A 19,028-nucleotide genomic window follows, 5' to 3' on the forward strand; every position below is an offset into this window, starting at 1 on the left:
ATAGCGGCGCACGCGCCGGGGCCCGCTCAGCCGTGCGGTTCGGCGGGGCGCGAAGGACCCGGGAGCCGGAGGCCGGGGACCAGGAGAGCGGGCGGGCGGATCAGGTCGCGTCGGGGTCGAACGGGGGCCGCTCGCCCGGGGCGAGGGGGGCGGCCGCCGCGGCGGCCGGGGCGGCGGCGGACTTGTCGAAGGAGACGCTGCCGCTGCGGCCGTGCCCGTTCACCGGGGCGGCCGGCTTGTCGTCCAGCACCGAGCGGATGTCCAGGGAGTCCCGCATGTCCTTGAGGCCCAGCGGGTCCTCCTCGCCGCCCATCAGCTGCTTGCGGACGAAGGTCTTCGGGTTGAGGTCCTCGAACTCGAAGTCCTTGAACTCGGGACCGAGCTCGCTGCGGATGTCCTCCTTCGCGGTGTCCGCGAAGGACCGGATCTTCCGGATGAACCCCATGGTGTCCTGGATCAGCTTCGGCAGCTTGTCCGGACCGAAGATCACGATGGCCATGATGGCCAGGGTCAGGACCTCCAGTGTGCCCACGTCACTGAACACCAAAGCTCCCTACGGTCGCGGGCGGATCGGACAAACGCTCCCCACAGCGTAATGGCCATCGGCGGGTCCATGACCCCCGGTGTGATGAAGCCGTGGTGAAGACCCGCCGATGACCGCGGACCCGAAGGGCCCGGTGAGGCCTATCTGTTCTCGTGGTGCAGCCCGGCCACACCGGAGCTCGGAGTGCGCTCGGGGAGGTCGCGCGGCGGCATCGCGCCCCGGGTGACCGCCACCGGGCGGACCGGCAGGTCCGCCGCCGGCACCTGGGCGTTCATCGGGACCATGCCGCCCCGGCCGCCGCCGGCCGGGCTGATCACGGTGCCGTGCTGGTCGTCGCCCGGACCGGCCACGCCGCCGACCCCGCCGAGCGTCACCGCGGCCACCGAGAAGGCACCGGCGGCGGCGAAGACGAAGCGCCGGCCGCGCGCCGGGACGGGCCGGACCACCGGGGTGATCGCGGCCGCGGCCGCGGCCAGCGGCTGGACCGGGGCTTCCGGACGGACGGTGCGGCGTCCCATCAGCGGGCGCAGCACCGCGCCGCCGCGGCCGAAGGCGCGCGGGTCGACCCCGGGCACCGGGGTGTCGGCGCCGAGCGCGCCGCCGCCGAAGGAGGCGCCGGCGCCACGGCCGAAGGAGCCGCCGTTCAGCCGGCTGCCGCCGAGGGTCCCGGTGCCGGCCACGCCGCCGCCGGGAAAGTCGTCGTCGTCCCGGCGCGGCCGGTCGGCACGCGGCTGCGGCTCGTCCTCCGGGAGCGCCCCGACGGCCATCAGCCGGGCCATCAGCCCGGAGGACGGACCGGGCGTGCCGGTCCGGGTCAGCAGGTGCTTGACCGCGCGGCCCTCGTCGGCCTCGGCGAGGCACTGCGGACAGGTCGCCAGATGGGCCTGGACGCGCTCGCGCGAGTCGTGGCCGAGCTCACCGTCGACGAAGGCGGACAGCCGCTCCCCGAGATGGTGCTCCTCCGCGGGGTCCGCCGACCGGACGGCGACGGCGCGCAGGGCCGGCTCGGCCGGCAGCGCGGGCCCGTCCGCCGCTCCCGGCCCGTCCTGGCCCCGGCGGCCCAGCGCGGGCCAGCCGGCCCGGCGGGCGGCCGTACGGCCGGGGGTGTCCGAGTGGCCCGGCCCGGACCGACCGGTTCCGCTCACGATCGCCTCCGGCCACGCCCGCCCGGCGCGGCCGGGGCCTCGCCGGCGACGGCGCCGACCGGGACCGGCTGCTCCTCGCCGCCGCCCCGGCGCTCACGGCCGGGGGCCGAGCCGGGGGCGCGGTGCTTGAGCGCGGCGCGCAGGTGCGAGCGGCCGCGGTGGATGCGGCTGCGGACGGTGCCGAGCTTGACGCCGAGCGTGGCCGCGATCTCCTCGTAGGAGAGGCCCTCGATGTCGCAGAGCACCACGGCGGCACGGAACTCGGGCGCCAGGGTGTCCAGGGCGTGCTGGACGTCGGCGTCGAAGTGGGTGTCGCTGAAGTGCTGGGCCGGGCTGGGCTCGCGGGAGGCGAGCCGCTCCGCCGCGTCGTCGCCGAGCGCGTCGAAACGGATGCGCTGACGGCGGCGGACCATGTCCAGGAAGAGGTTGGTGGTGATCCGGTGCAGCCAGCCCTCGAACGTGCCGGGGGTGTAGGTGGACAGCGAACGGAAGACCCGGACGAAGACCTCCTGGGTGAGGTCCTCGGCGTCGTGCTGGTTACCGGTCAGCCGGTAGGCGAGACGGTAGACGCGCGCACTGTGGGCCTCGACGATCTCCTCCCAGCTGGGCGGAGTCCAGGTCTGCGCGTCGGGGCCCTCGGCGAAGGTCGCGAGGGCGGGGGCCTCGGCAGTGCCGGCGGGCGCCTCGGGCGCGGCGGCCGACTGGTCCAGGGTGGAGTGCGCAGGCTGGTTCATCACGGGCTTCGGCGTACGGGCCGACGCGGTGCCGCGGGGGTGCCGCCGCACGGGGACGTCGCCCTCGGCCACACCTCCTCGGTCGGCTCTTCTGCCCAGCAGGGCCACCACCATATCCACCTCGCCCGTCAAGCCCGGATAAGAAGTGTGTCCGGGACCGCCTCCGGCGTCCGCGGCACCGTCCGGCCCGCCGAAGCGGCTCCCGGAAGGTGCCCGGGACGGCCTGTTCACCCGGTCCCTACTCCCTCAACGGCCCGCCGCCGTACGCGGTTCCCGCCCGGCCAGTAATCTGTGGCAGGAAATATCGACATCCGCTCGGCGCCGGGCCGCCACCCGGGGCTCCGAAAGAGGCAGCCATCAGCGAGTTCGGGCCCGCGCGTGCGGCGCTCGCCGACACCTTCGTCGGCGAGGACGCGGTGCTGACCTACGCCCGGGCGCAGTCCGCGCGCACCGGGATCAGGGCGATCGGCCCGAGCGGCGGCGCCTGTCTGCGGCTGCTGGCCGCCGCGCTGGGGGCCAAGGCGGTGGCCGAGATCGGCACCGGGACGGGCGTCTCCGGGGTGTACCTGCTGCGCGGGATGCGGTCGGACGGCGTGCTCACCACCGTCGACTCGGAGCCGGTGCGCCAGCAGTTGGCGAAGGAGGCCTACCAGGCCGCCGGGTTCGCGGCCAACCGGTCCCGGTTCATACCGGGCCGGGCCCTCGAGGTGCTGCCGAGGCTCGCCGACGGCCAGTACGACCTGGTGTTCTGCGACGGGGACCCGGCGGAGTCCGGCGCCTATCTGGAGGAGTCGCTGCGGCTGCTGCGGCCGGGCGGGATGGTCTGCTTCGAGGGTGTGTTCCAGGAGGGCCGACTGGCCGAACCGGAGCTCCAGGACCCGCGGACCAGGTCGGTGCGCGACCTCGTCCGGGACGTCCGGGAGAGCGACGCCCTGCTGCCCGCGCTGCTGCCGGTGTCGGACGGGCTGCTCTGCGCCGTGAAGCGGTAGCGGCAGCACGGGGCCGCGGGAACACGGGGCCCGGACCGGCGGCGGAACGTACCGGGCCCGGGACGACGCGATGGTCGTACCCGGGCCCGGCGGCACATCTCCAGGAGATGGCGAGCACCTGCTGCGGTCAGCCGCAGGCCTTCTTCAGGGCCTCGCCGAGGGCGTGGGCCTCGTCGGGCGTGAGCTCCACCACGAGGCGTCCGCCGCCTTCGAGCGGAACGCGCATGATGATGCCCCGCCCCTCTTTGGTGACTTCGAGCGGGCCGTCACCCGTCCGCGGCTTCATGGCCGCCATGCTCGTTCCCCTTCCTGCAACCGCTCAGCTACGCACCGGCAGTCCGTCCACCGCCGGTATCGAACGCATTGATCGGAAGCCATTATCCCGCATGCCACGGCCTGATGACCAACATCACTCTCGGTGCAACCTCGTCCGGACCGCCGCAATCCATCCCAATAACCGGCATAAGCCCCGGCGCGGCGCCCGTCCGTACGCCACCGGAAGGTGCGATACCTCACACTCCCCAGGCGGCCCGGCGCTCCGGCATCCTGGCAGCCCACGACCACGAGCAAGGGAGCTCTCGTCCATGTCCGATTCGGTGCTGTACGAGCTGGACGGCGGCCTGGCCGTCATCACGATCAACCGCCCCGGGGCGATGAACGCGCTGGACGTCCCGACCAAGGTGGCGCTGCGTGACACCGTGACGGCCGCCGCCGAGGACCCGGCCGTGCGCGCGGTGCTGCTGACCGGTGCGGGCGACCGGGCGTTCTGCGTCGGACAGGACCTCAAGGAGCACCTGGGTCTGCTGAAGCGGGCCGAGGAGACCGGCGAGGGCGCGCTGCGGACGGTGGCCGAGCACTACAACCCGCTGCTGCGGGCGCTGGCCGGGATGCGCAAGCCGACGGTGGCCGCGGTCGGCGGGGTGGCGGCCGGGGCGGGCGCCTCGCTGGCCTTCGCCTGCGACTTCCGGATCGTGGCGGACACCGCGGGCTTCAACACCGCGTTCGCCGGCATCGCGCTGACCGCCGACTCCGGGGCCTCGTGGACCCTGCCGCGGCTGGTCGGCCACGCGCGGGCGACCGAGCTGCTGATGCTGCCGCGCACCGTGAAGGCGGCCGAGGCGATGGAGCTGGGCCTGGCCACCAAGGTCGTGCCGGCCGCCGAACTGGCCGCCACCGCCCGGGTGTTCGCCAAGGAGCTGGCCGAGGGCCCGACGGTGGCCTACGGCGCGATCAAGGAGTCGCTGGCGTACGGCGCCTCGCACTCGCTGAGCGAGCTGCTCGACAAGGAGGACGAGCTGCAGACGCTGGCCGGCGAGAGCGAGGACCACCGGATCGCGGTCCGCGCCTTCATCGCCAAGGAGAAGCCGGCCTACCTGGGCCGGTAGCCCCGGCCCGGGGACCCGGGCCGGGGTCGGGAGCGGTTCAGGCCCGGCCCGGGCCCGTGGGCGCGGTGCGGAGCGCGGTGCGGACGTGGCAGTCGGCGAGGTGGTCGTCCACCAGCCCGCAGGCCTGCATCAGCGCGTACGCGGTGGTCGGGCCGACGAACCGGAAGCCGGCCTTCTTCAGCGCCTTGGCGAGCGCCGTCGACTCGGGCGTGACGGCCGGCACCTCGTCCGGGGTGCGGGGCGCCGGCCGGTCCGGGTCCCCGGCGAACCCCCAGATCAGCGCGTCCAGTCCGCCGTCGAGGTCGCGGGCGACCCGGGCGTTGGCGATCGAGGCCTCGATCTTGGCCCGGTTGCGGATGATGCCGGTGTCCGCGAGCAGCCGCTCGACGTCGGCGGGGCCGAACCCGGCGACCTCGGCGATCGAGAAGCCGGCGAACGCGGCCCGGAAGCCCTCGCGGCGGCGCAGGATGGTGATCCAGGACAGGCCGGACTGGAAGGCCTCCAGGCAGACCCGCTCGAACAGGGCGTCGTCGCCGCGGACCGGGCGGCCCCACTCGGTGTCGTGGTAGACCCGGTAGTCGTCCGCCGAATCGCCCCAGGCGCAGCGGCGCAGCCCGTCCGCACCCAGGACGGCGCCGGTGCCGGCGCTCACCGCTCCCCGTCCGGCACGGCGTCCTCGGGGCCGCCGGGCGCGGGGGCCGCGGCGGACTTGGTGAGGGCGACGGCGGGTTCGACGACCAGCGCGAACTCCTCCAGGCCGGGCAGCGGCTCGGCGCCGGGCTCGGGGCGGTCGGTCGCCCCGACGGCGCCGTGCACGGCGGCCAGCGCCTCCAGTTCGGCGATCCGGTCGTCCCGGTGCGCGAGTTCGGCGCCCAGCCGGTCGAGGACGTCGTCCACCTCGTCCATCCGGTAGCCGCGCAGGGCCATCGGCAGGCGCAGCGCGTCGACGTCGGCCCGGCCCAGCGGGCGGTCCTGCGGCAGCCGGGCGGAGATCCGGTCCTGCACGGCCTCCGGCAGCGAACCGCCGCCGCCCAGCGCCACCAGCGCGGCGCCGCCGACCACTACGGCCATGGCCACCACGATCACCCAGAACACGAGCGGTCCTCCCGATTCTCCGGCCGGCCCCGACAGGAGTGGGATCATGGTCCCGATGGGCCGGGGGCCATCATCGCACCCGCAGCAGCTGTGGAGGAGACATCGGTGGCACTGCGCCTGGGACCACGGGAATTCGGCGACGACGAGCTTGTGATCATGGCGATCGTCAACCGCACACCGGACTCGTTCTTCGACAAGGGATCGACCTTCGCCGACGAGGCCGCGTTCGAGGCCGCCGACCGCGCGATGGCGGAGGGTGCGGCGATCCTCGACATCGGCGGGGTGAAGGCCGGGCCGGGTGACGAGGTGACCGTCGAGGAGGAGCTGCGGCGCACGGTGCCGTTCGTGGCGGAGCTGCGCAAGCGCCACCCCGGGGCCGTGATCAGTGTGGACACCTGGCGGCACGAGGTCGGCGAGGCGGTCTGCGAGGTCGGCGCCGACCTGCTGAACGACGCCTGGGGCGGGGTGGACCCGGGGCTGGCCGAGGTGGCCGCCCGCCACGACGTCGGGCTGGTCTGCACGCACGCCGGCGGCGCGGAGCCGCGCACCCGGCCGCACCGGGCCGGCTACCAGGACGTGATGGCGGACATCCTGCGGGTCACCGTCGGACTGGCCGAGCGCGCGGTGGGGCTGGGGGTCCGGCGGGACGCGGTGCTGATCGACCCGGGGCACGACTTCGGCAAGAACACCCGGCACTCGCTGGAGGCGACCCGGCGGCTGCCGGAGATGACCGCGACCGGCTTCCCGGTGCTGGTGTCGCTGTCCAACAAGGACTTCGTCGGCGAGACGCTGGACCGGCCGGTGGACGAGCGGCTGCTCGGCACCCTGGCGACCACGGCGGTCTCCGCCTGGCTGGGCGCCCAGGTGTACCGGGTGCACCAGGTGGCGGAGACCCGGCAGGTGCTCGACATGGTCGCGTCGATCCGCGGCACCCGTCCGCCGGCCGTGGCCCGCCGGGGGCTGGCGTAGGCGCCCTCCCGGGGCGCCCTTCCGGCCCCTAGATCTCGTTCACGGGCCGGCGGGCGTCGGCGAGGATCTTCATGACCTCGTCGATCTCGTCGGTCACGTGGAAGAGCTCCAGGTCGTGCGGGGCCGCCTTGCCCTGGGCGACCAGGGTGTTCCGCAGCCAGTCGACCAGTCCGCCCCAGTACGCGCTGCCGAAGAGGATCACCGGGAAGCGGGTGACCTTCTTCGTCTGCACCAGGGTGAGTGCCTCGAACAGCTCGTCCAGGGTGCCGAGGCCGCCGGGCAGGACGACGAAGCCCTGCGAGTACTTCACGAACATCGTCTTGCGGACGAAGAAGTAACGGAAGTTCAGCCCGAGGTCGACGAACTCGTTGAGCCCCTGCTCGAAGGGCAGCTCGATGCCGAGCCCGACGCTGAGCCCGCCGGCGTCCGAGGCGCCCCGGTTGGCCGCCTCCATCGCGCCCGGGCCGCCACCGGTGATCACCGCGAAGCCGGCCTCCACCAGGGCCCGGCCGATCGCCACGCCCGCGGCGTACTCGGGCGAGTCGACCGGGGTCCGCGCGGAACCGAAGACACTGATCGCGGGCGGGAGTTCGGCGAGCGCGCCGAAGCCCTCGACGAATTCCGAGGTGATCCGCAGGACCCGCCAGGGGTCGGTGTGCAGCCAGTCGGTCGGGCCGGTGGTGTCCAGCAGCCGCTGGTCCGTGGTGCTCTCGCCGACCTGGTCCCGGCGCACCAGCACCGGGCCCTTCTGCTTCTCGGGCCACGCCTTCTTCGGGCGCGGCTCGCCCACCTGCTCAGGACCGTGGCCGTAGTGCTTTTCGTCTCCAGTGCCTGTCATGACGAAACCCTACGCCCCGGCCTCCCCTTTTTCAGGCAACGGTGGAAGGTCGGTTGGGCAACCGGAAGATGGCGTTCGGCCGATGGTCGGACGGTCGGACCGGCCGCGGGACCGGTCCGGCCGTCCGCCGGGTTCAGGCCGTCAGCCAGGCGCGCAGCCGCTCCTCGGTCTCGGCGATCGCGCTCAGCGAGCAGTGCTCGTCGCGCTTGTGCGCCATGTTCGGGTCGCCCGGGCCGTAGTTGACCGCCGGGACACCGAGCGCGCTGAACCGGGCCACGTCGGTCCAGCCGAACTTGGCCCGGGCGGTGCCGCCGGTGGCGGCGAGGAAGGCCTTGGCGGCCGGCTGGTTGAGGCCGGGCAGCGCGCCCGGGGCGAAGTCGGTGACGGTGACCTCGAAGCCGTCGAAGACCTCGCGCACGTGCTTCTCGGCCTCGGCCTCGTCGCGGTCCGGCGCGAAACGGAAGTTGACCGTCACCACGCACTCGTCGGGGATCACGTTGCCGGCCACTCCGCCGTCGATCCGCACCGCGTTGAGGCCCTCGTGGTACTCCAGGCCGTCGATGTCGACCTTGCGCGCCCGGTACTCGGAGAGCCGGCGCAGCACCTCGCCGGCGTGGTGGATGGCGTTGTCGCCGAGCCAGCTGCGGGCCGAGTGGGCCCGGACGCCGGTGAGCCGGACCTGGGCGCGCAGGGTGCCCTGGCAGCCGCCCTCGACGACCGCCCCGCTGGGCTCCATGAGCACCGCGAAGTCGGCGGCCAGCCAGTCCGGGTGGGCCTGGGCGAGGTGGCCGAGGCCGTTGCGGTGGGCCTCCACCTCCTCGCAGTCGTAGAACACGAAGGTGAGGTCCCGGTTGGGCTCGGGCAGGGTGGCCGCGAGCCGGAGCTGGACGGCGACGCCGGACTTCATGTCCGAGGTGCCGCAGCCGTGGAGCAGGTCGCCCTCGACCCAGGACGGCAGGTTGTCGGCGATCGGCACGGTGTCGATGTGGCCGGCGAGCAGGACGCGTTCGGCGCGGCCGAGGTCCGTCCGGGCGACGACGTTGTTGCCGTAGCGGTCGACGGTCAGGTGCGGGAGGGCCCGCAGGGCCTCCTCCACGGCGTCGGCGAGCGCCTGCTCGTCGCCGCTGACGGAGGGGAAGTCGACCAGCTGGGCGGTCAGCGCGCCGCCGTCGAGGGTGAGGTCAAGGGGCGTCTTCGAGCTGCTCATGGTCGTCCAGCGTAGTCCCGTCCGGGGGCGCGGACGGATCCCGCACCGCTCCCGGCCCGCTCCTGACCGGCGCCCCGCCCGCTCCCGGACGGGTCCGGGCCGTGGCCGGGCCGTGACGCCTTCGGTGCGGTCCGGGGGCAACCGTCCGCCGCCGCACACCCGTCCGAGTGGGTACGGTGTCGGTTCGGAGTGCTCGGTGGAGAGGGGCGGCGGTGGCCAGGCGGAAGAGCGGCGGCGAGGACGGGGACGCGGCGCCGCCGCGGCGCCGGAGGCCGGTGCGCGCGGTGCTGATCGTCCTGCTGGTGCTGACCGTGGTCGCGGTGGGCCTCTACTGGCTGCGCGACCAGAAGCTGCTGACCCCCGAGGGCTGCTCGGTGAAGACCCCGGCCGGCGAGGGGACGCTGGAGGTCCCGCAGGCCGCCAACGCCGCCACCATCGCCGCCGTCGCGCACGCCCGCGGCCTGCCGGACCGGGCGGTGACCATCTCGCTGGCCACCGCCATGCAGGAGTCCAAGATCCGCAACCTGGCCGGCGGCGACCGGGACTCGGTGGGCCTGTTCCAGCAGCGGCCCTCGCAGGGCTGGGGCACCGTCCAGCAGATCATGGACCCGGTCTACGCGACCAACAAGTTCCTGGACGGCCTGGTGAAGGTGCCCGGCTACACCCGGCTGCCGCTGACCGACGCGGCCCAGCAGGTGCAGAAGAGCGGGTACCCGCAGGCCTACGCCAAGCACGAGACCAAGGCCACCCTGCTGGCCTCGGCCCTGACCGGCCGGGAGGCGGCCTCGCTGAACTGCGTGGTGCACGACTTCGCCGCCGCGGACACCGACGAGGAGCAGTTCCCGCCGGCCCCGGCCGGGGCCGCGCCGACCTCCGACGCGACGGCGGCCGCCCGCCCGGACCGGGCGCAGGTGCTGAGCGACCGGGTGCGCCGCGAGTTCGGCCGGACGGTGACCCCGGCGGCCGGCTACACCTCCACGGTGAAGGGCGCCGAGAACGCCGTCTCGCTGACCCCGGACCCGACCGCGTCCACCGACTCCGGGCCGGAGGCCGAACGGCAGAACGGCTGGGCGGTGGCGCACTGGGCGGTCACGCAGGCGCAGCGGCTGGGTATCGAGACGGTCGCCTACGACGGCCGGATCTGGCGGAAGGCGAAGTCCGAGGACGGCTGGAAGCCGCAGTCGACCGGGACGTCGACCAAGCTGGTGCTGGTCTCGCTGGCGGCTCCCGCGAAGGGCTGAGACCGGGGCCTGCGGGCCGCTGACGCACTGGTGTCCGGGTTGCCGCCGTACGAGTGATTCGCGTCAACGCAGGTGGACGGACGGTCCGCCGGGCCGGACGGGGTGCAGAACCGTCACTCCCCTTGGCCCGCCGTGCGCCCGCGGCTCCGGCCCGGCCCCGGGAGCGGCTCCTCGCGCGGTCATACCGTCGGATGGTCGGTACGACGTTTTCCTTGCACCGGCCGAAACCTTCTGGCTTCTCAAGCGGTAACACCGTCGTCCGCCCGGCGGACGGAACGGACCCAGACCCCTTTCGAGGAGCCCCATGTCTCACCCCCTCACGCGCCGGATCGCCCAGGCCGCACTGCTCGTGGCGGCCGGCGCGACCCCGCTGGTCGCGGCCGGCTCCGCGTCCGCCGCGGACGCCCTGCTGCCGAAGAGCGACCTGGCCGCCCCACTGGGCCAGCTGACCAACACCGACACGGGTTCCACCCTGCAGCACACCACCCACGAGCTGGGCCAGGCCGCCGGGACCACCGGCGCCGCGACCGTCGCCGCGGGTGTGCCCGCCACCGCGGACGCCACCGGCAACATCGTCGCCCAGCAGCTCCCGGAGGCGAACGAGAAGGCCAGCTCGCTGACCGCCCCGGTGGACCAGACCGCCGCCACCACCGGCCAGCTGTCGGGTGTCACCCCGAAGGTCGCCAAGACCCTGGCCGGCAAGCTCGGCGAGGCCGTCACCGGCCACGCCGCCGGCCCGCAGCGCAGCGCGCAGAGCGGCGCGAACCCGGTCGGCGGGCTCTCCCAGGCCGGTGCGGTCGCCAACGCCGTCCCGGGCGCGGGCGGGCTGACCCAGGCCGTCCCCAGCACCAACGCCGTCACCGACGCGCTGCCGCTCGGCGCCGTCGGCCGCGCCGTCCCCGGCGGCCTGACCTCCGGTCTGCCCGGCGCCGACGTGCTCGGCCTGGCCGAGCACGGTTCGGCCAACCGCCTGGGCGGCGCCGACCTCGGCCCGAACAGCCCGCTGAACGGCCTCGGCGGCCTCACCGGCGCGCTCGGCCCGATCGGCGGCCTGCTGGGCGGCGTCAACGGCGGCGGCCTCGGTCTCTAGTCCGGCCCCGGCGCGTTCCCCCCGCCGCTCGCGTGCCCCCCGGGGTCGGCGGCACCCCGGTACGACGACGGCGAAGGGGCCGGTGTTCCTCCTCGGAACACCGGCCCCTTCGGCCTTCCCGCCGGTCAGCGCGCCGCGTTCAGCCGCTCCACCGCCGCCGCGACCCGCTCGTCGGTCGCGGTGAACGCCACCCGGACGAACCGGTCGCCGGCCGGACCGTAGAAGTCGCCGGGCGCCACCAGGACGCCCAGTGCGGCGAGCTCGGCGACGGTCTCCCAGCACGGCCGGTCCTGGGTCGCCCACAGGTAGAGGCTCGCCTCCGAGTGCTCGATCCGGAAGCCGTACGCCTCCAGCGCCGCCCGCAGCGCCGCCCGCCGGGCCGCGTAGCGCTCCCGCTGCTCGGCCACGTGCGCGTCGTCGCCGAGCGCGGCCACCGTCGCGGCCTGCACCGGGGCCGGCACGATCATGCCGCCGTGCTTGCGCACCTCCAGCAGCTCCCTGACCACCACCGGGTCGCCCGCCACGAAGGAGGCGCGGTAGCCGGCCAGGTTGGAGCGCTTGGACAGCGAGTGCACCGCGAGCAGGCCCTCGTGGCCCTCCCCGCAGACGTCCGGGCGCAGCACCGAGACCGGCTCCGCCTCCCAGCCGAGTTCGAAGTAGCACTCGTCGCTGACCAGCAGCGCCCGGTGCTCGCGCGCCCACGCCACCGTGCGGCGCAGCTCCTCGGCACCGAGCACCCGCCCGGTCGGGTTGGACGGCGAGTTGACCCACAGCAGGCGCACCCGGGAGCCGTCCAGCTCGTCCACCGAGTCGTACTCGACCGGCTCGGCACCGCACAGCCGGGCGCCCACCTCGTACGTCGGGTAGGCCAGCCGCGGGTAGGCGACCTGGTCGCCGGGGCCGAGGCCGAGCTGGGTCGGCAGCCAGGCCACCAGCTCCTTGGAGCCGACGGTCGGCAGAACGGCCTCCGGTCCGATCTCCGCGCCGAGCCGGCGCCGCAGCCAGCCGGCGACGGCCCCGCGCAGCTCCGCCGGGCCCCACACGGTCGGATAGCCGGGGGTGTCCGTGGCGGCGGCGAGCGCCTTCTGGATCACCTCCGGGACCGGGTCCACCGGGGTGCCCACGGAGAAGTCGCAGAGCCCGCCCGGGTGGGCGAGCGCGGTGGCCTTGTAGGGCTCCAGCTTGTCCCAGGGGAACACCGGCAGGAGGTCGGAAACGCGGCGCGCCGCCCCCGGGTGGCCCGGGAACGGCGCGAGCGTGCTGTTCTTGGTAGTCACAGCTGAATTGCCACCGATCCGGTCAGTGGTCGGCGTTCTGCGGCGGCAGAGCGGCGATGAACGGGTGGTCGCGCTCGATCAGGCCGAGCTTCGAGGCACCGCCGGGCGAACCGAGGTCGTCGAAGAACTCGACGTTCGCCTTGTAGTAGTCCTTCCACTCCTCCGGAGTGTCGTCCTCGTAGAAGATCGCCTCGACCGGGCAGACCGGCTCGCAAGCGCCACAGTCGACACACTCATCCGGGTGGATGTAGAGCGATCGCTCGCCCTCGTAGATGCAGTCAACCGGGCACTCTTCGATGCAGGCCTTGTCCTTGACGTCGACACAAGGCTGCGCGATGACGTAGGTCACGCTGTCGTTCCTCCTCGGAAGGGCTCGGAGGCCCATTCTGTTTTCTCGCGTGCGCGGGTGAGCGCGGTGTCGTCGATGCCCGCCCCTAGTATCGCGGGTCGGAGACCGCAAATGCACAGGAGGTGCCCAGATGGCCGTCGAAGGGCCGGTTCAGGACCGTCCGGAGGTCCGGATGGATCGTTCCGACGTGGGCCGGAGGGTCTCCGTACGACGGCTGACCGGCTTCGCCGACAACAACCGGCCAGTCTTCCGCGACGTGATCGGCGTGCTGGTCTCCTGGGACGACGAGGGCCTGACGGTGGTGCCGCGGACCGGCGGACCGGTCTCCTTCGACGAGCGGCTGCTGGTCGCGGGCAAGACGGTGCCGCTCTTCCCCGCCCGGCGCGCGCCGCTGCCGCCGGTCGACCCGGTCGGGCTCCGGCGGACCGCCGCCCGCGGCTGGCCGGCCGTCGAGCAGGAGCAGCTGGGCGAATGGACCCTGCGGGCCTCGGCCGGCTTCACCCGGCGGGCCAACTCCGCCCTGGCACTCGGCGATCCCGGCCTGCCGCTCGACCGGGCACTGGCGGCCGTCCGCACCTGGTACGCGGCGCGCGGGCTGCCGGCCCTGCTGGAGGTCAGCGCCCCGGGCTCGCCGGAGGGCCTGCGGGAGGAGCTGGAGCGCCGGGGGGCCACCTGGGCGGCGCGCACCCTGGTCCGGGTCGCGCCGCTGGCCGGACTCGCCCGCAGCGGCGCGCCCGCCGCCCTCGACCGGGTGCGGCTCTCCCGGACCGCCGACGCGGCCCGGCTGTCGCTGTACCGGCGGGCGGGCGGCGGCCCGGCGGAGGAGGAGGCCGCCCTGCGGGTGGTCAACGGCGGGCCGTCGGTCTGGTTCGCCGACGTGCCGGGCACCGGTCCCGACCGGACGCCGCAGGCCGTCGGACGCTGCGTCGTCGACGGGCCGTGGGCCGGCTTCGGCGCGGTCGAGGTCGCCCCGCACGCGCGCCGGGCCGGACTGGCCACCGCGGTCATGGCGGTGCTCGCGGCACGGGCCGCCGAGGAGGGCGCGACCGGCGGGTACCTGCAGGTCGGGGCGGAGAACTCCGGGGCGATCGCGCTCTATGACGAGCTGGGCTTCACGACCAGTCACACTTACCAGTACGCACTCCTGCCGCAGGGGTAGGAGTCCCGGCCGCTCCCCCGCGCGTCCCGTCCTCCCCGCCCGTCCGTACGAAAGCCGCCGCCACCGCCGTGACCGAGCAGAGCAGAGCACGCTTCCGGACCGAGGCCAGGGCCGAGCACCCCGATCCGGTGCTGCTCTGTCTGCTCGCGGCCGCCGAACACACCCCCGCCCCCGACCCCTCCGACCCGGACGGCCTCGACGGACCGCCCGCGCTCGACGCCCTGCTCGCCGCCTGCGAGGCGGCGCTGGAACGGCACGCGGCCGCGGTGCGGCGCGCCGTCGCCGAACGCGCCCCGGCCGGACCGGAGGAGACCGCGGCCCTGCTGGCCGCCGTGCTCGGCGGCCGAGAGCGCTTCCACGGGCGGAAGTCCGACTACCGGCGGCTGGAGTCCTCGCTGCTGCCGGAGGTGCTGCGGCGCCGCCGCGGACTGCCGATCATGCTGTCGCTGGTCTGGTGGGCGGTCGCCCGCCGGGCCGGGATCACGGTGCACGGGATCGCCCTGCCCGGCCACTTCGTGGTCGCGGTCGGCGGGCCCGCGGGCGGCGAGGACTACGTGCTTGCCGACCCCTTCCACGGCGGCCGGCTGCTCGACCTCGACGGGGTGGCCGAGCTGGTGCGCGCCGCCGGGCACGAGTTCACGCCCGAACTGCTCACCCCCGCACAGCCGCTGGACACCGTGCTGCGGGTGCTCGGCAACATCCGCGGCTGGGCCGCCGACCGGCCCGAGCACGCCCGCACCCAGCTCTGGGCCACCGAACTCGCGCTGCTGCTGCCCCGCCACCCCGCCCAGCTGCGGCTCGAACGCGCCGAACTGCTGGTGCGCACCGGCGACTTCCTGGGCGGGGCCGGGGAGATGGACGAGTACGCCGCGATCCTGGACGCCTTCGACCCCGACTCCGCCGCCAAGGTCCGGCAGGAGGCCCGCGCCGCCCGGCACCGGCTCAACTGAGCCGGTGCCGGGCGGCGACCGGCCGGTCGGCTCAGAGCCAGCCCTTCTCGCGGGCGATCCGGACCGCCTCGGCGCGGTTGCGGGCCTCGGTCTTCTGGATCGCCATCGACAGGTAGTTGCGCACCGTGCCCTCGGACAGGTGCAGCCGCCGGGCGATGTCCGTGTTCACCGCGCCGTCCGCCGCGGCCGCCAGCACGTCCCGCTCGCGGGCGGTCAGCGGGTTCGCCCCCTCCGCGAGCGCCGCCGCGGCCAGGACCGGGTCGATCACCCGCTCGCCGCGCAGCACCCGGCGGATGGCCTCGGCCAGCTCGGCGGCGGGCGCGTCCTTCACCAGGAAGGCGTCCGCGCCGGACTCCATCGCCCGCCGCAGGTAGCCGGGGCGGCCGAAGGTCGTCGCGATCACCACCCTGGTCTGCGGCCGCCGCTGCCGCAGCAGTGCGGCGGCCTCGATCCCGGTCATTCCCGGCATCTCGATGTCCAGCACCGCCACCTGCACGTCGTGCGCGACCGCGGCGTCCACCACCTCGTCCCCGCGCCCGACCTGGGCGACGACGTCGATGTCCCCCTCCAGCCCGAGCAGCGCGGCCAGCGCCTCCCGGACCATCCCCTGGTCCTCCGCCAACAGCACCCGCACGGTGGGCCGGTCGCCCTGATTGTCACTCATGCCGCCCGACCCTACGGCGTCCCCGCCCCGGCGGGGGGCGGAGGTCAGCGGGGGTGGCCGGGAGGCGCGGTCCGGGTGCCGCCGGGGGCCGCCCCCGGGGCCGGGCCGGCCGCCTCGGTGAACGCGGCGCACAGCAGCAGGGAGAGGAACAGGACCACGAGGACCGCCAGGACCGGCTTCGGCATGCCTGCCATGCTGCCCGCCGCCGGCGGCGGGCGCCCGTGCGCCGACGCACCCGGGGGACGGGGTACGGCCGCCCGGACCAGTCGGCTACGGGGCGGCGACGGAGGTCGTCCGCAGCGGCACCAGGGCCCGCAGCCGGAAGCCCCGGCCCCGCTCGCCCGGACCGGTCTCCAGCCGGCCGCCGACCAGGGCGAGCCGCTCCTCCAGCCCGGAGAGGCCGTTGCCGGGCTGGGACTTGCCGGGGCCGCGCCCGTCGTCGGTGACCTCCAGGACGGCGTAGCGCTCGCCGTCCCCCTCCCATGCCTCGTCGGACCGCACGGTGCAGACGGTGGCGCCCTCACCGTGCCGGACGATGTTGGTGACCGCCTCGCGCAGCGCCCAGGCGAGCGCGCCGGCCTCCTCGGCGGCCAGCCCCGGCCAGGCGTCGAGCAGTTCCGGCGCGGTCTCCAGGGTGACCTGGGCGGCGGCCAGCGCGGTGCGGGCGGCGGCCAGCTCGACCGGCAGGGTGGGCCGACGGAAGCCGGTGACCGCCTCCCGGACGTCGATCAGCGACTGCCGGGCGACGTTCTCGATGTCGGCGACCTGCGCCCGCGCCGCCTCGTCCTTGCCGGCGTCCATGAACCGCCCGGCCAGCTCGCTCTTCAGGGTGATCAGCGACAGCGAGTGCCCGAGCAGGTCGTGCAGGTCGCGGGCGAGCCGCAGCCGCTCCTCGGAGGCGGCCAGGTGCGCGACGGCGGCCCTCGCCTCGCGCAGCTCCTTCATGGTGCCGACCAGACGTTGCAGGCCGCTCATCGCGGCGCCCGCGAGGAACGCGCTGAGCGTGAAGGTCCACACGTTGTCCATGTCGGCGTGGGCCAGCACGCCGACCCCGGCGGTGAGCACCGCCATCGCGAGCAGCGCGCGCAGGGCGTGGCGGGCCGGGCTGATGATCGCGACGCACACCGAGGCGTAGATGAACAGGGACAGGAAGGCGGTGCCGAGCACGAAGGTGGACGCCACGGCGAGCGCCACCATCGTCGCGACGATCACCCGGCAGGTCCGCGGCCGCATCCCGGGCATCGAGCGGAGGACGACCAGCAGGACGTAGCCGACGACGAAGACCGCCAGGCAGATCCAGCCGAGCACCCGGGCACCGGCGCTGTGACCGCCGTTCAGCAGGTCGCCCACCGGGTAGGCGAGGTAGATCATCCATAGCAGCATCCAGGCGACCTTCACCAGCAGCTGCCGTCCGGTCTCCACCGAGGCGCCGGGGACGTTCATGAACGACGAGCGCGCCGGCCCCGCCTCCGGCTGTTCGTCGGTGCGGTGGGTCCGGCGCGGCTCGATCATGTCGGTCATCATGCCTGGCGGGTGTCGCGTCGGTACAGGGCCGCCGCGGCGGCGACGAACACCACCAGGAAGGCCGCCAGCCCGGCGACGGCGACGGTGTCCAGGGAGTGTCCGGGCCGGGTGAAGCCGGCCAGCCGGTTGTACAGGTACACCGGGTCGAACCGGGCGAAGGACTCCAGCGAGCCGCTCACCGGGAACCACGTCCCGCCGAACAGGGCCATCGCCATGTAGGCGATCATGACGATGCTCTGCACCGAGTCCGGCGCCGCCGCGTACCCGAGCGCCACCCCGAGTGCCGCGAAGACGAAGCTGCCCAGCCACAGGGCGACCACCAGACCGGCCCACTGCCCGGCCGTCAGCGAGACGCCCTGGCTCGCGCCGACCGCGAAGACCACCAGGATCGCGGGCAGGGTGGTCACCGCGGCGGCGGCGATCTTGCCGACGGTGTACGCCCGCCCGGGCAGCGCGGTCAGCCGCAGCTGGCGCACCCAGCCGCTCTTGCGCTCCAGCGAGATCCGCTGCGCGCTGCCGGTCAGCACCGCGCCGACCGCCCCGAAGGTGGCCATCGAGACCATGAAGTAGGTCTTCACCGGGAGGCCGCCGGCCAGCTCGTCCCCGCTGTAGGCGTGGATGAAGAAGAAGTACATCAGCGCCGGGTAGGCGATCGTGAAGAGCAGGTAGCGCCGGTTGCGGAAGGTCCGCAGGATCTCCAGCCGGATCAGGGTGGTCATCGCGCACGCTCCAGCACGTTCTCGGCGGACCCGGCGGTCCCGGTGGACTCGGTGGCCCCGGCGGCGTCCTGCTCGCCGGTGATGGTCAGGAAGGCCTGCTCCAGACCCAGTCCGGTGACCTCCAGACCGCGCGGGTACAGGCCCGCCCGGTAGACGGCGGCGACGGCCGCGTCCGCGTCGGCGGTGCGGATCCGCACCGTCCGCACGCCCGGGACGCGGGCCGTGACCTCCAGTCCCTGCGTGCCGGGCAGCCGGCGCAGCGGTGCCTCGTCGAACGGGCCGTCCGCCTCGTGCAGCTCGAAGGTGATCCGGCGGGCACCGGCCCGGGCCTTGATCTCGGCCGAGCTGCCGTCGGCGATCAGCCGGCCCCGGTGCAGGACGAGGACGCGGTCGGCGATCGAGTCGGCCTCCTCCAGGTAGTGGGTGGCGAACAGCACCGTGCGGCCGGCGTCGGCCTGGGCCCGCATGCTCGCCCAGAAGGACTGCCGGACCGAGACGTCCATACCGGTGGTGGGCTCGTCCAGCACGATCAGGTCGTTGGCCCCGGCGATGGCGAGGGCGAACCGGACCCGCTGCTCCTGGCCGCCGGAGAGCTTGTCGACCCGGCGCTCGGCGAGCTCGGTGACACCCGCGTCCTCGAGCACCTCGGCGACGGACCGGCCGCGCGGGTGGACCTCGCAGGCGAGCCGCACCAGTTCGCGGACCTTGACGTCGGTCATCAGGCCGCCGCTCTGCAGCATCGCGCCGACCCGGCCGGCCTCGATCGCGGCCCGCGGGGTGCCGCCGAACAGGGTGACGCTGCCCCGGTCGGGCTCGCGCAGGCCGAGCAGCAGGTCCAGGCTGCTGGACTTGCCGGCGCCGTTCGGGCCGAGCAGGGCGACGGTCTCGCCCGGCCGCAGCACCAGGTCCAGGCCGTCCACCGCCCGTACCCGTCCGTAGTTCTTGCCGACGCCCCTGAAGGCGGCGACCTCTCCCGTGTCCATCGTCCCGGTCCTCTCCCCTGCGGCTGGTGTCCTTCGCACCACCTCAGAGTCCCGCGCGACCGGGGTCCGGCGGCAGTAACCGCCGTCGTGCGTTCGGCATGACGGATGTCATGCCGAACGCACGGAGCGGGCGGCGGCCGAGGGGTTGTCGGTGGCCGGGGCTACG

22 protein-coding genes are annotated in these 19,028 nt (G+C 74.6%); 7 read left to right on the forward strand and 15 right to left on the reverse strand.

Going from position 1 to position 19,028, the window contains the following annotated elements; translation table 11 throughout:
- Window positions 1-100: 100 nt before the first annotated feature.
- The 3 genes from ACIPYS_RS11300 to sigE form a co-directional block, all read right to left on the reverse strand.
- Window positions 101-544: a sec-independent translocase gene (locus tag ACIPYS_RS11300; protein ID WP_093860661.1), complete on the reverse strand. Its 444-nt coding sequence runs from the start codon at window positions 542-544 to the stop codon at window positions 101-103.
- Between the two features lie 140 nt (window positions 545-684).
- The gene (locus ACIPYS_RS11305) at window positions 685-1,689 is read right to left on the reverse strand and encodes a zf-HC2 domain-containing protein (RefSeq protein WP_231978594.1); all 1,005 of its coding nucleotides are present in this window, start codon (window positions 1,687-1,689) and stop codon (window positions 685-687) included.
- Window positions 1,686-2,423: an RNA polymerase sigma factor SigE gene (gene sigE, locus ACIPYS_RS11310; protein ID WP_400745481.1), complete on the reverse strand. Its 738-nt coding sequence runs from the start codon at window positions 2,421-2,423 to the stop codon at window positions 1,686-1,688. Before sigE ends, ACIPYS_RS11305 begins: the two co-directional genes overlap by 4 nt.
- Before the next feature lie 356 nt (window positions 2,424-2,779).
- On the opposite strand from sigE, the gene ACIPYS_RS11315 reads away from it, so the two are divergent.
- Entirely contained in the window at window positions 2,780-3,412 is a 633-nt protein-coding gene (locus ACIPYS_RS11315) for an O-methyltransferase (protein WP_093864916.1), read from the forward strand.
- Window positions 3,413-3,539: 127 nt separating this feature from the next.
- Here ACIPYS_RS11315 and ACIPYS_RS11320 read toward each other — a convergent pair whose 3' ends face one another.
- The gene (locus ACIPYS_RS11320; RefSeq protein WP_078880497.1) at window positions 3,540-3,707 is read right to left on the reverse strand and encodes a DUF3117 domain-containing protein; all 168 of its coding nucleotides are present in this window, start codon (window positions 3,705-3,707) and stop codon (window positions 3,540-3,542) included.
- 289 nt (window positions 3,708-3,996) lie between these two features.
- Between ACIPYS_RS11320 and ACIPYS_RS11325 the strand changes: the two genes are divergently transcribed.
- On the forward strand, window positions 3,997-4,797 hold the full coding sequence (locus tag ACIPYS_RS11325) for an enoyl-CoA hydratase-related protein (RefSeq protein WP_093860662.1): 801 nt from the start codon (window positions 3,997-3,999) through the stop codon (window positions 4,795-4,797).
- 37 nt (window positions 4,798-4,834) lie between these two features.
- Here ACIPYS_RS11325 and ACIPYS_RS11330 read toward each other — a convergent pair whose 3' ends face one another.
- Window positions 4,835-5,449, reverse strand: a complete 615-nt coding sequence (locus ACIPYS_RS11330; protein WP_093860663.1) for a DNA-3-methyladenine glycosylase I — start codon at window positions 5,447-5,449, stop codon at window positions 4,835-4,837.
- Window positions 5,446-5,892 (reverse strand): DivIVA domain-containing protein, encoded by a 447-nt coding sequence (locus ACIPYS_RS11335; protein WP_400745421.1) that lies wholly within the window; start codon window positions 5,890-5,892, stop codon window positions 5,446-5,448. Before ACIPYS_RS11335 ends, ACIPYS_RS11330 begins: the two co-directional genes overlap by 4 nt.
- Window positions 5,893-6,048: 156 nt before the next feature.
- Between ACIPYS_RS11335 and folP the strand changes: the two genes are divergently transcribed.
- A complete protein-coding gene (gene folP / locus ACIPYS_RS11340) occupies window positions 6,049-6,861 on the forward strand; it encodes a dihydropteroate synthase (protein WP_093864917.1) in 813 nt (270 codons plus the stop codon).
- Between the two features lie 28 nt (window positions 6,862-6,889).
- On the opposite strand, the gene ACIPYS_RS11345 is transcribed toward folP, so the two are convergent.
- Both ACIPYS_RS11345 and dapE read right to left on the reverse strand, forming a co-directional pair.
- A complete protein-coding gene (locus ACIPYS_RS11345) occupies window positions 6,890-7,699 on the reverse strand; it encodes a TIGR00730 family Rossman fold protein (protein WP_093860665.1) in 810 nt (269 codons plus the stop codon).
- Between the two features lie 133 nt (window positions 7,700-7,832).
- Window positions 7,833-8,906, reverse strand: coding sequence for a succinyl-diaminopimelate desuccinylase (gene dapE, locus ACIPYS_RS11350; RefSeq protein ID WP_093860666.1), 1,074 nt, complete (start codon window positions 8,904-8,906; stop codon window positions 7,833-7,835).
- A 212-nt stretch (window positions 8,907-9,118) separates the two neighbouring features.
- Between dapE and ACIPYS_RS11355 the strand changes: the two genes are divergently transcribed.
- A complete protein-coding gene (locus tag ACIPYS_RS11355) occupies window positions 9,119-10,147 on the forward strand; it encodes a hypothetical protein (protein ID WP_093860667.1) in 1,029 nt (342 codons plus the stop codon).
- Between the two features lie 304 nt (window positions 10,148-10,451).
- On the forward strand, window positions 10,452-11,237 hold the full coding sequence (locus ACIPYS_RS11360; protein ID WP_052708937.1) for a hypothetical protein: 786 nt from the start codon (window positions 10,452-10,454) through the stop codon (window positions 11,235-11,237).
- Between the two features lie 125 nt (window positions 11,238-11,362).
- Here ACIPYS_RS11360 and dapC read toward each other — a convergent pair whose 3' ends face one another.
- Together dapC and fdxA are read right to left on the reverse strand one after the other, a co-directional pair.
- Window positions 11,363-12,514, reverse strand: a complete 1,152-nt coding sequence (dapC, locus tag ACIPYS_RS11365) for a succinyldiaminopimelate transaminase (RefSeq protein ID WP_093860668.1) — start codon at window positions 12,512-12,514, stop codon at window positions 11,363-11,365.
- A 22-nt stretch (window positions 12,515-12,536) separates the two neighbouring features.
- On the reverse strand, window positions 12,537-12,863 hold the full coding sequence (gene fdxA / locus ACIPYS_RS11370; RefSeq protein WP_030061559.1) for a ferredoxin: 327 nt from the start codon (window positions 12,861-12,863) through the stop codon (window positions 12,537-12,539).
- A gap of 172 nt (window positions 12,864-13,035) precedes the next feature.
- On the opposite strand from fdxA, the gene ACIPYS_RS11375 reads away from it, so the two are divergent.
- Together ACIPYS_RS11375 and ACIPYS_RS11380 are read left to right on the forward strand one after the other, a co-directional pair.
- Window positions 13,036-14,022, forward strand: coding sequence for a GNAT family N-acetyltransferase (locus tag ACIPYS_RS11375; RefSeq protein WP_400745425.1), 987 nt, complete (start codon window positions 13,036-13,038; stop codon window positions 14,020-14,022).
- Window positions 14,023-14,090: 68 nt separating this feature from the next.
- Window positions 14,091-14,972 carry a transglutaminase-like domain-containing protein gene (locus ACIPYS_RS11380; RefSeq protein ID WP_093860670.1) on the forward strand — a complete coding sequence of 294 codons (882 nt, stop codon included), beginning with the start codon at window positions 14,091-14,093 and terminating at the stop codon, window positions 14,970-14,972.
- 31 nt (window positions 14,973-15,003) lie between these two features.
- Here ACIPYS_RS11380 and ACIPYS_RS11385 read toward each other — a convergent pair whose 3' ends face one another.
- The 5 genes from ACIPYS_RS11385 to ACIPYS_RS11405 form a co-directional block, all read right to left on the reverse strand.
- Window positions 15,004-15,636, reverse strand: a complete 633-nt coding sequence (locus tag ACIPYS_RS11385; RefSeq protein WP_400745427.1) for a response regulator — start codon at window positions 15,634-15,636, stop codon at window positions 15,004-15,006.
- A gap of 44 nt (window positions 15,637-15,680) precedes the next feature.
- Window positions 15,681-15,821 (reverse strand): hypothetical protein, encoded by a 141-nt coding sequence (locus tag ACIPYS_RS11390; RefSeq protein WP_159424902.1) that lies wholly within the window; start codon window positions 15,819-15,821, stop codon window positions 15,681-15,683.
- A gap of 85 nt (window positions 15,822-15,906) precedes the next feature.
- On the reverse strand, window positions 15,907-17,148 hold the full coding sequence (locus tag ACIPYS_RS11395; protein ID WP_400745429.1) for a sensor histidine kinase: 1,242 nt from the start codon (window positions 17,146-17,148) through the stop codon (window positions 15,907-15,909).
- An 8-nt stretch (window positions 17,149-17,156) separates the two neighbouring features.
- Window positions 17,157-17,879 (reverse strand): ABC transporter permease, encoded by a 723-nt coding sequence (locus ACIPYS_RS11400; protein WP_231978596.1) that lies wholly within the window; start codon window positions 17,877-17,879, stop codon window positions 17,157-17,159.
- A complete protein-coding gene (locus ACIPYS_RS11405; RefSeq protein WP_093860673.1) occupies window positions 17,876-18,862 on the reverse strand; it encodes an ABC transporter ATP-binding protein in 987 nt (328 codons plus the stop codon). The genes ACIPYS_RS11400 and ACIPYS_RS11405 overlap by 4 nt, the downstream gene beginning before the upstream one ends.
- Window positions 18,863-19,028 lie beyond the last annotated feature (166 nt).

This window comes from Kitasatospora sp. NPDC089913, from assembly GCF_044748625.1.
GTDB lineage: Bacteria > Actinomycetota > Actinomycetes > Streptomycetales > Streptomycetaceae > Kitasatospora.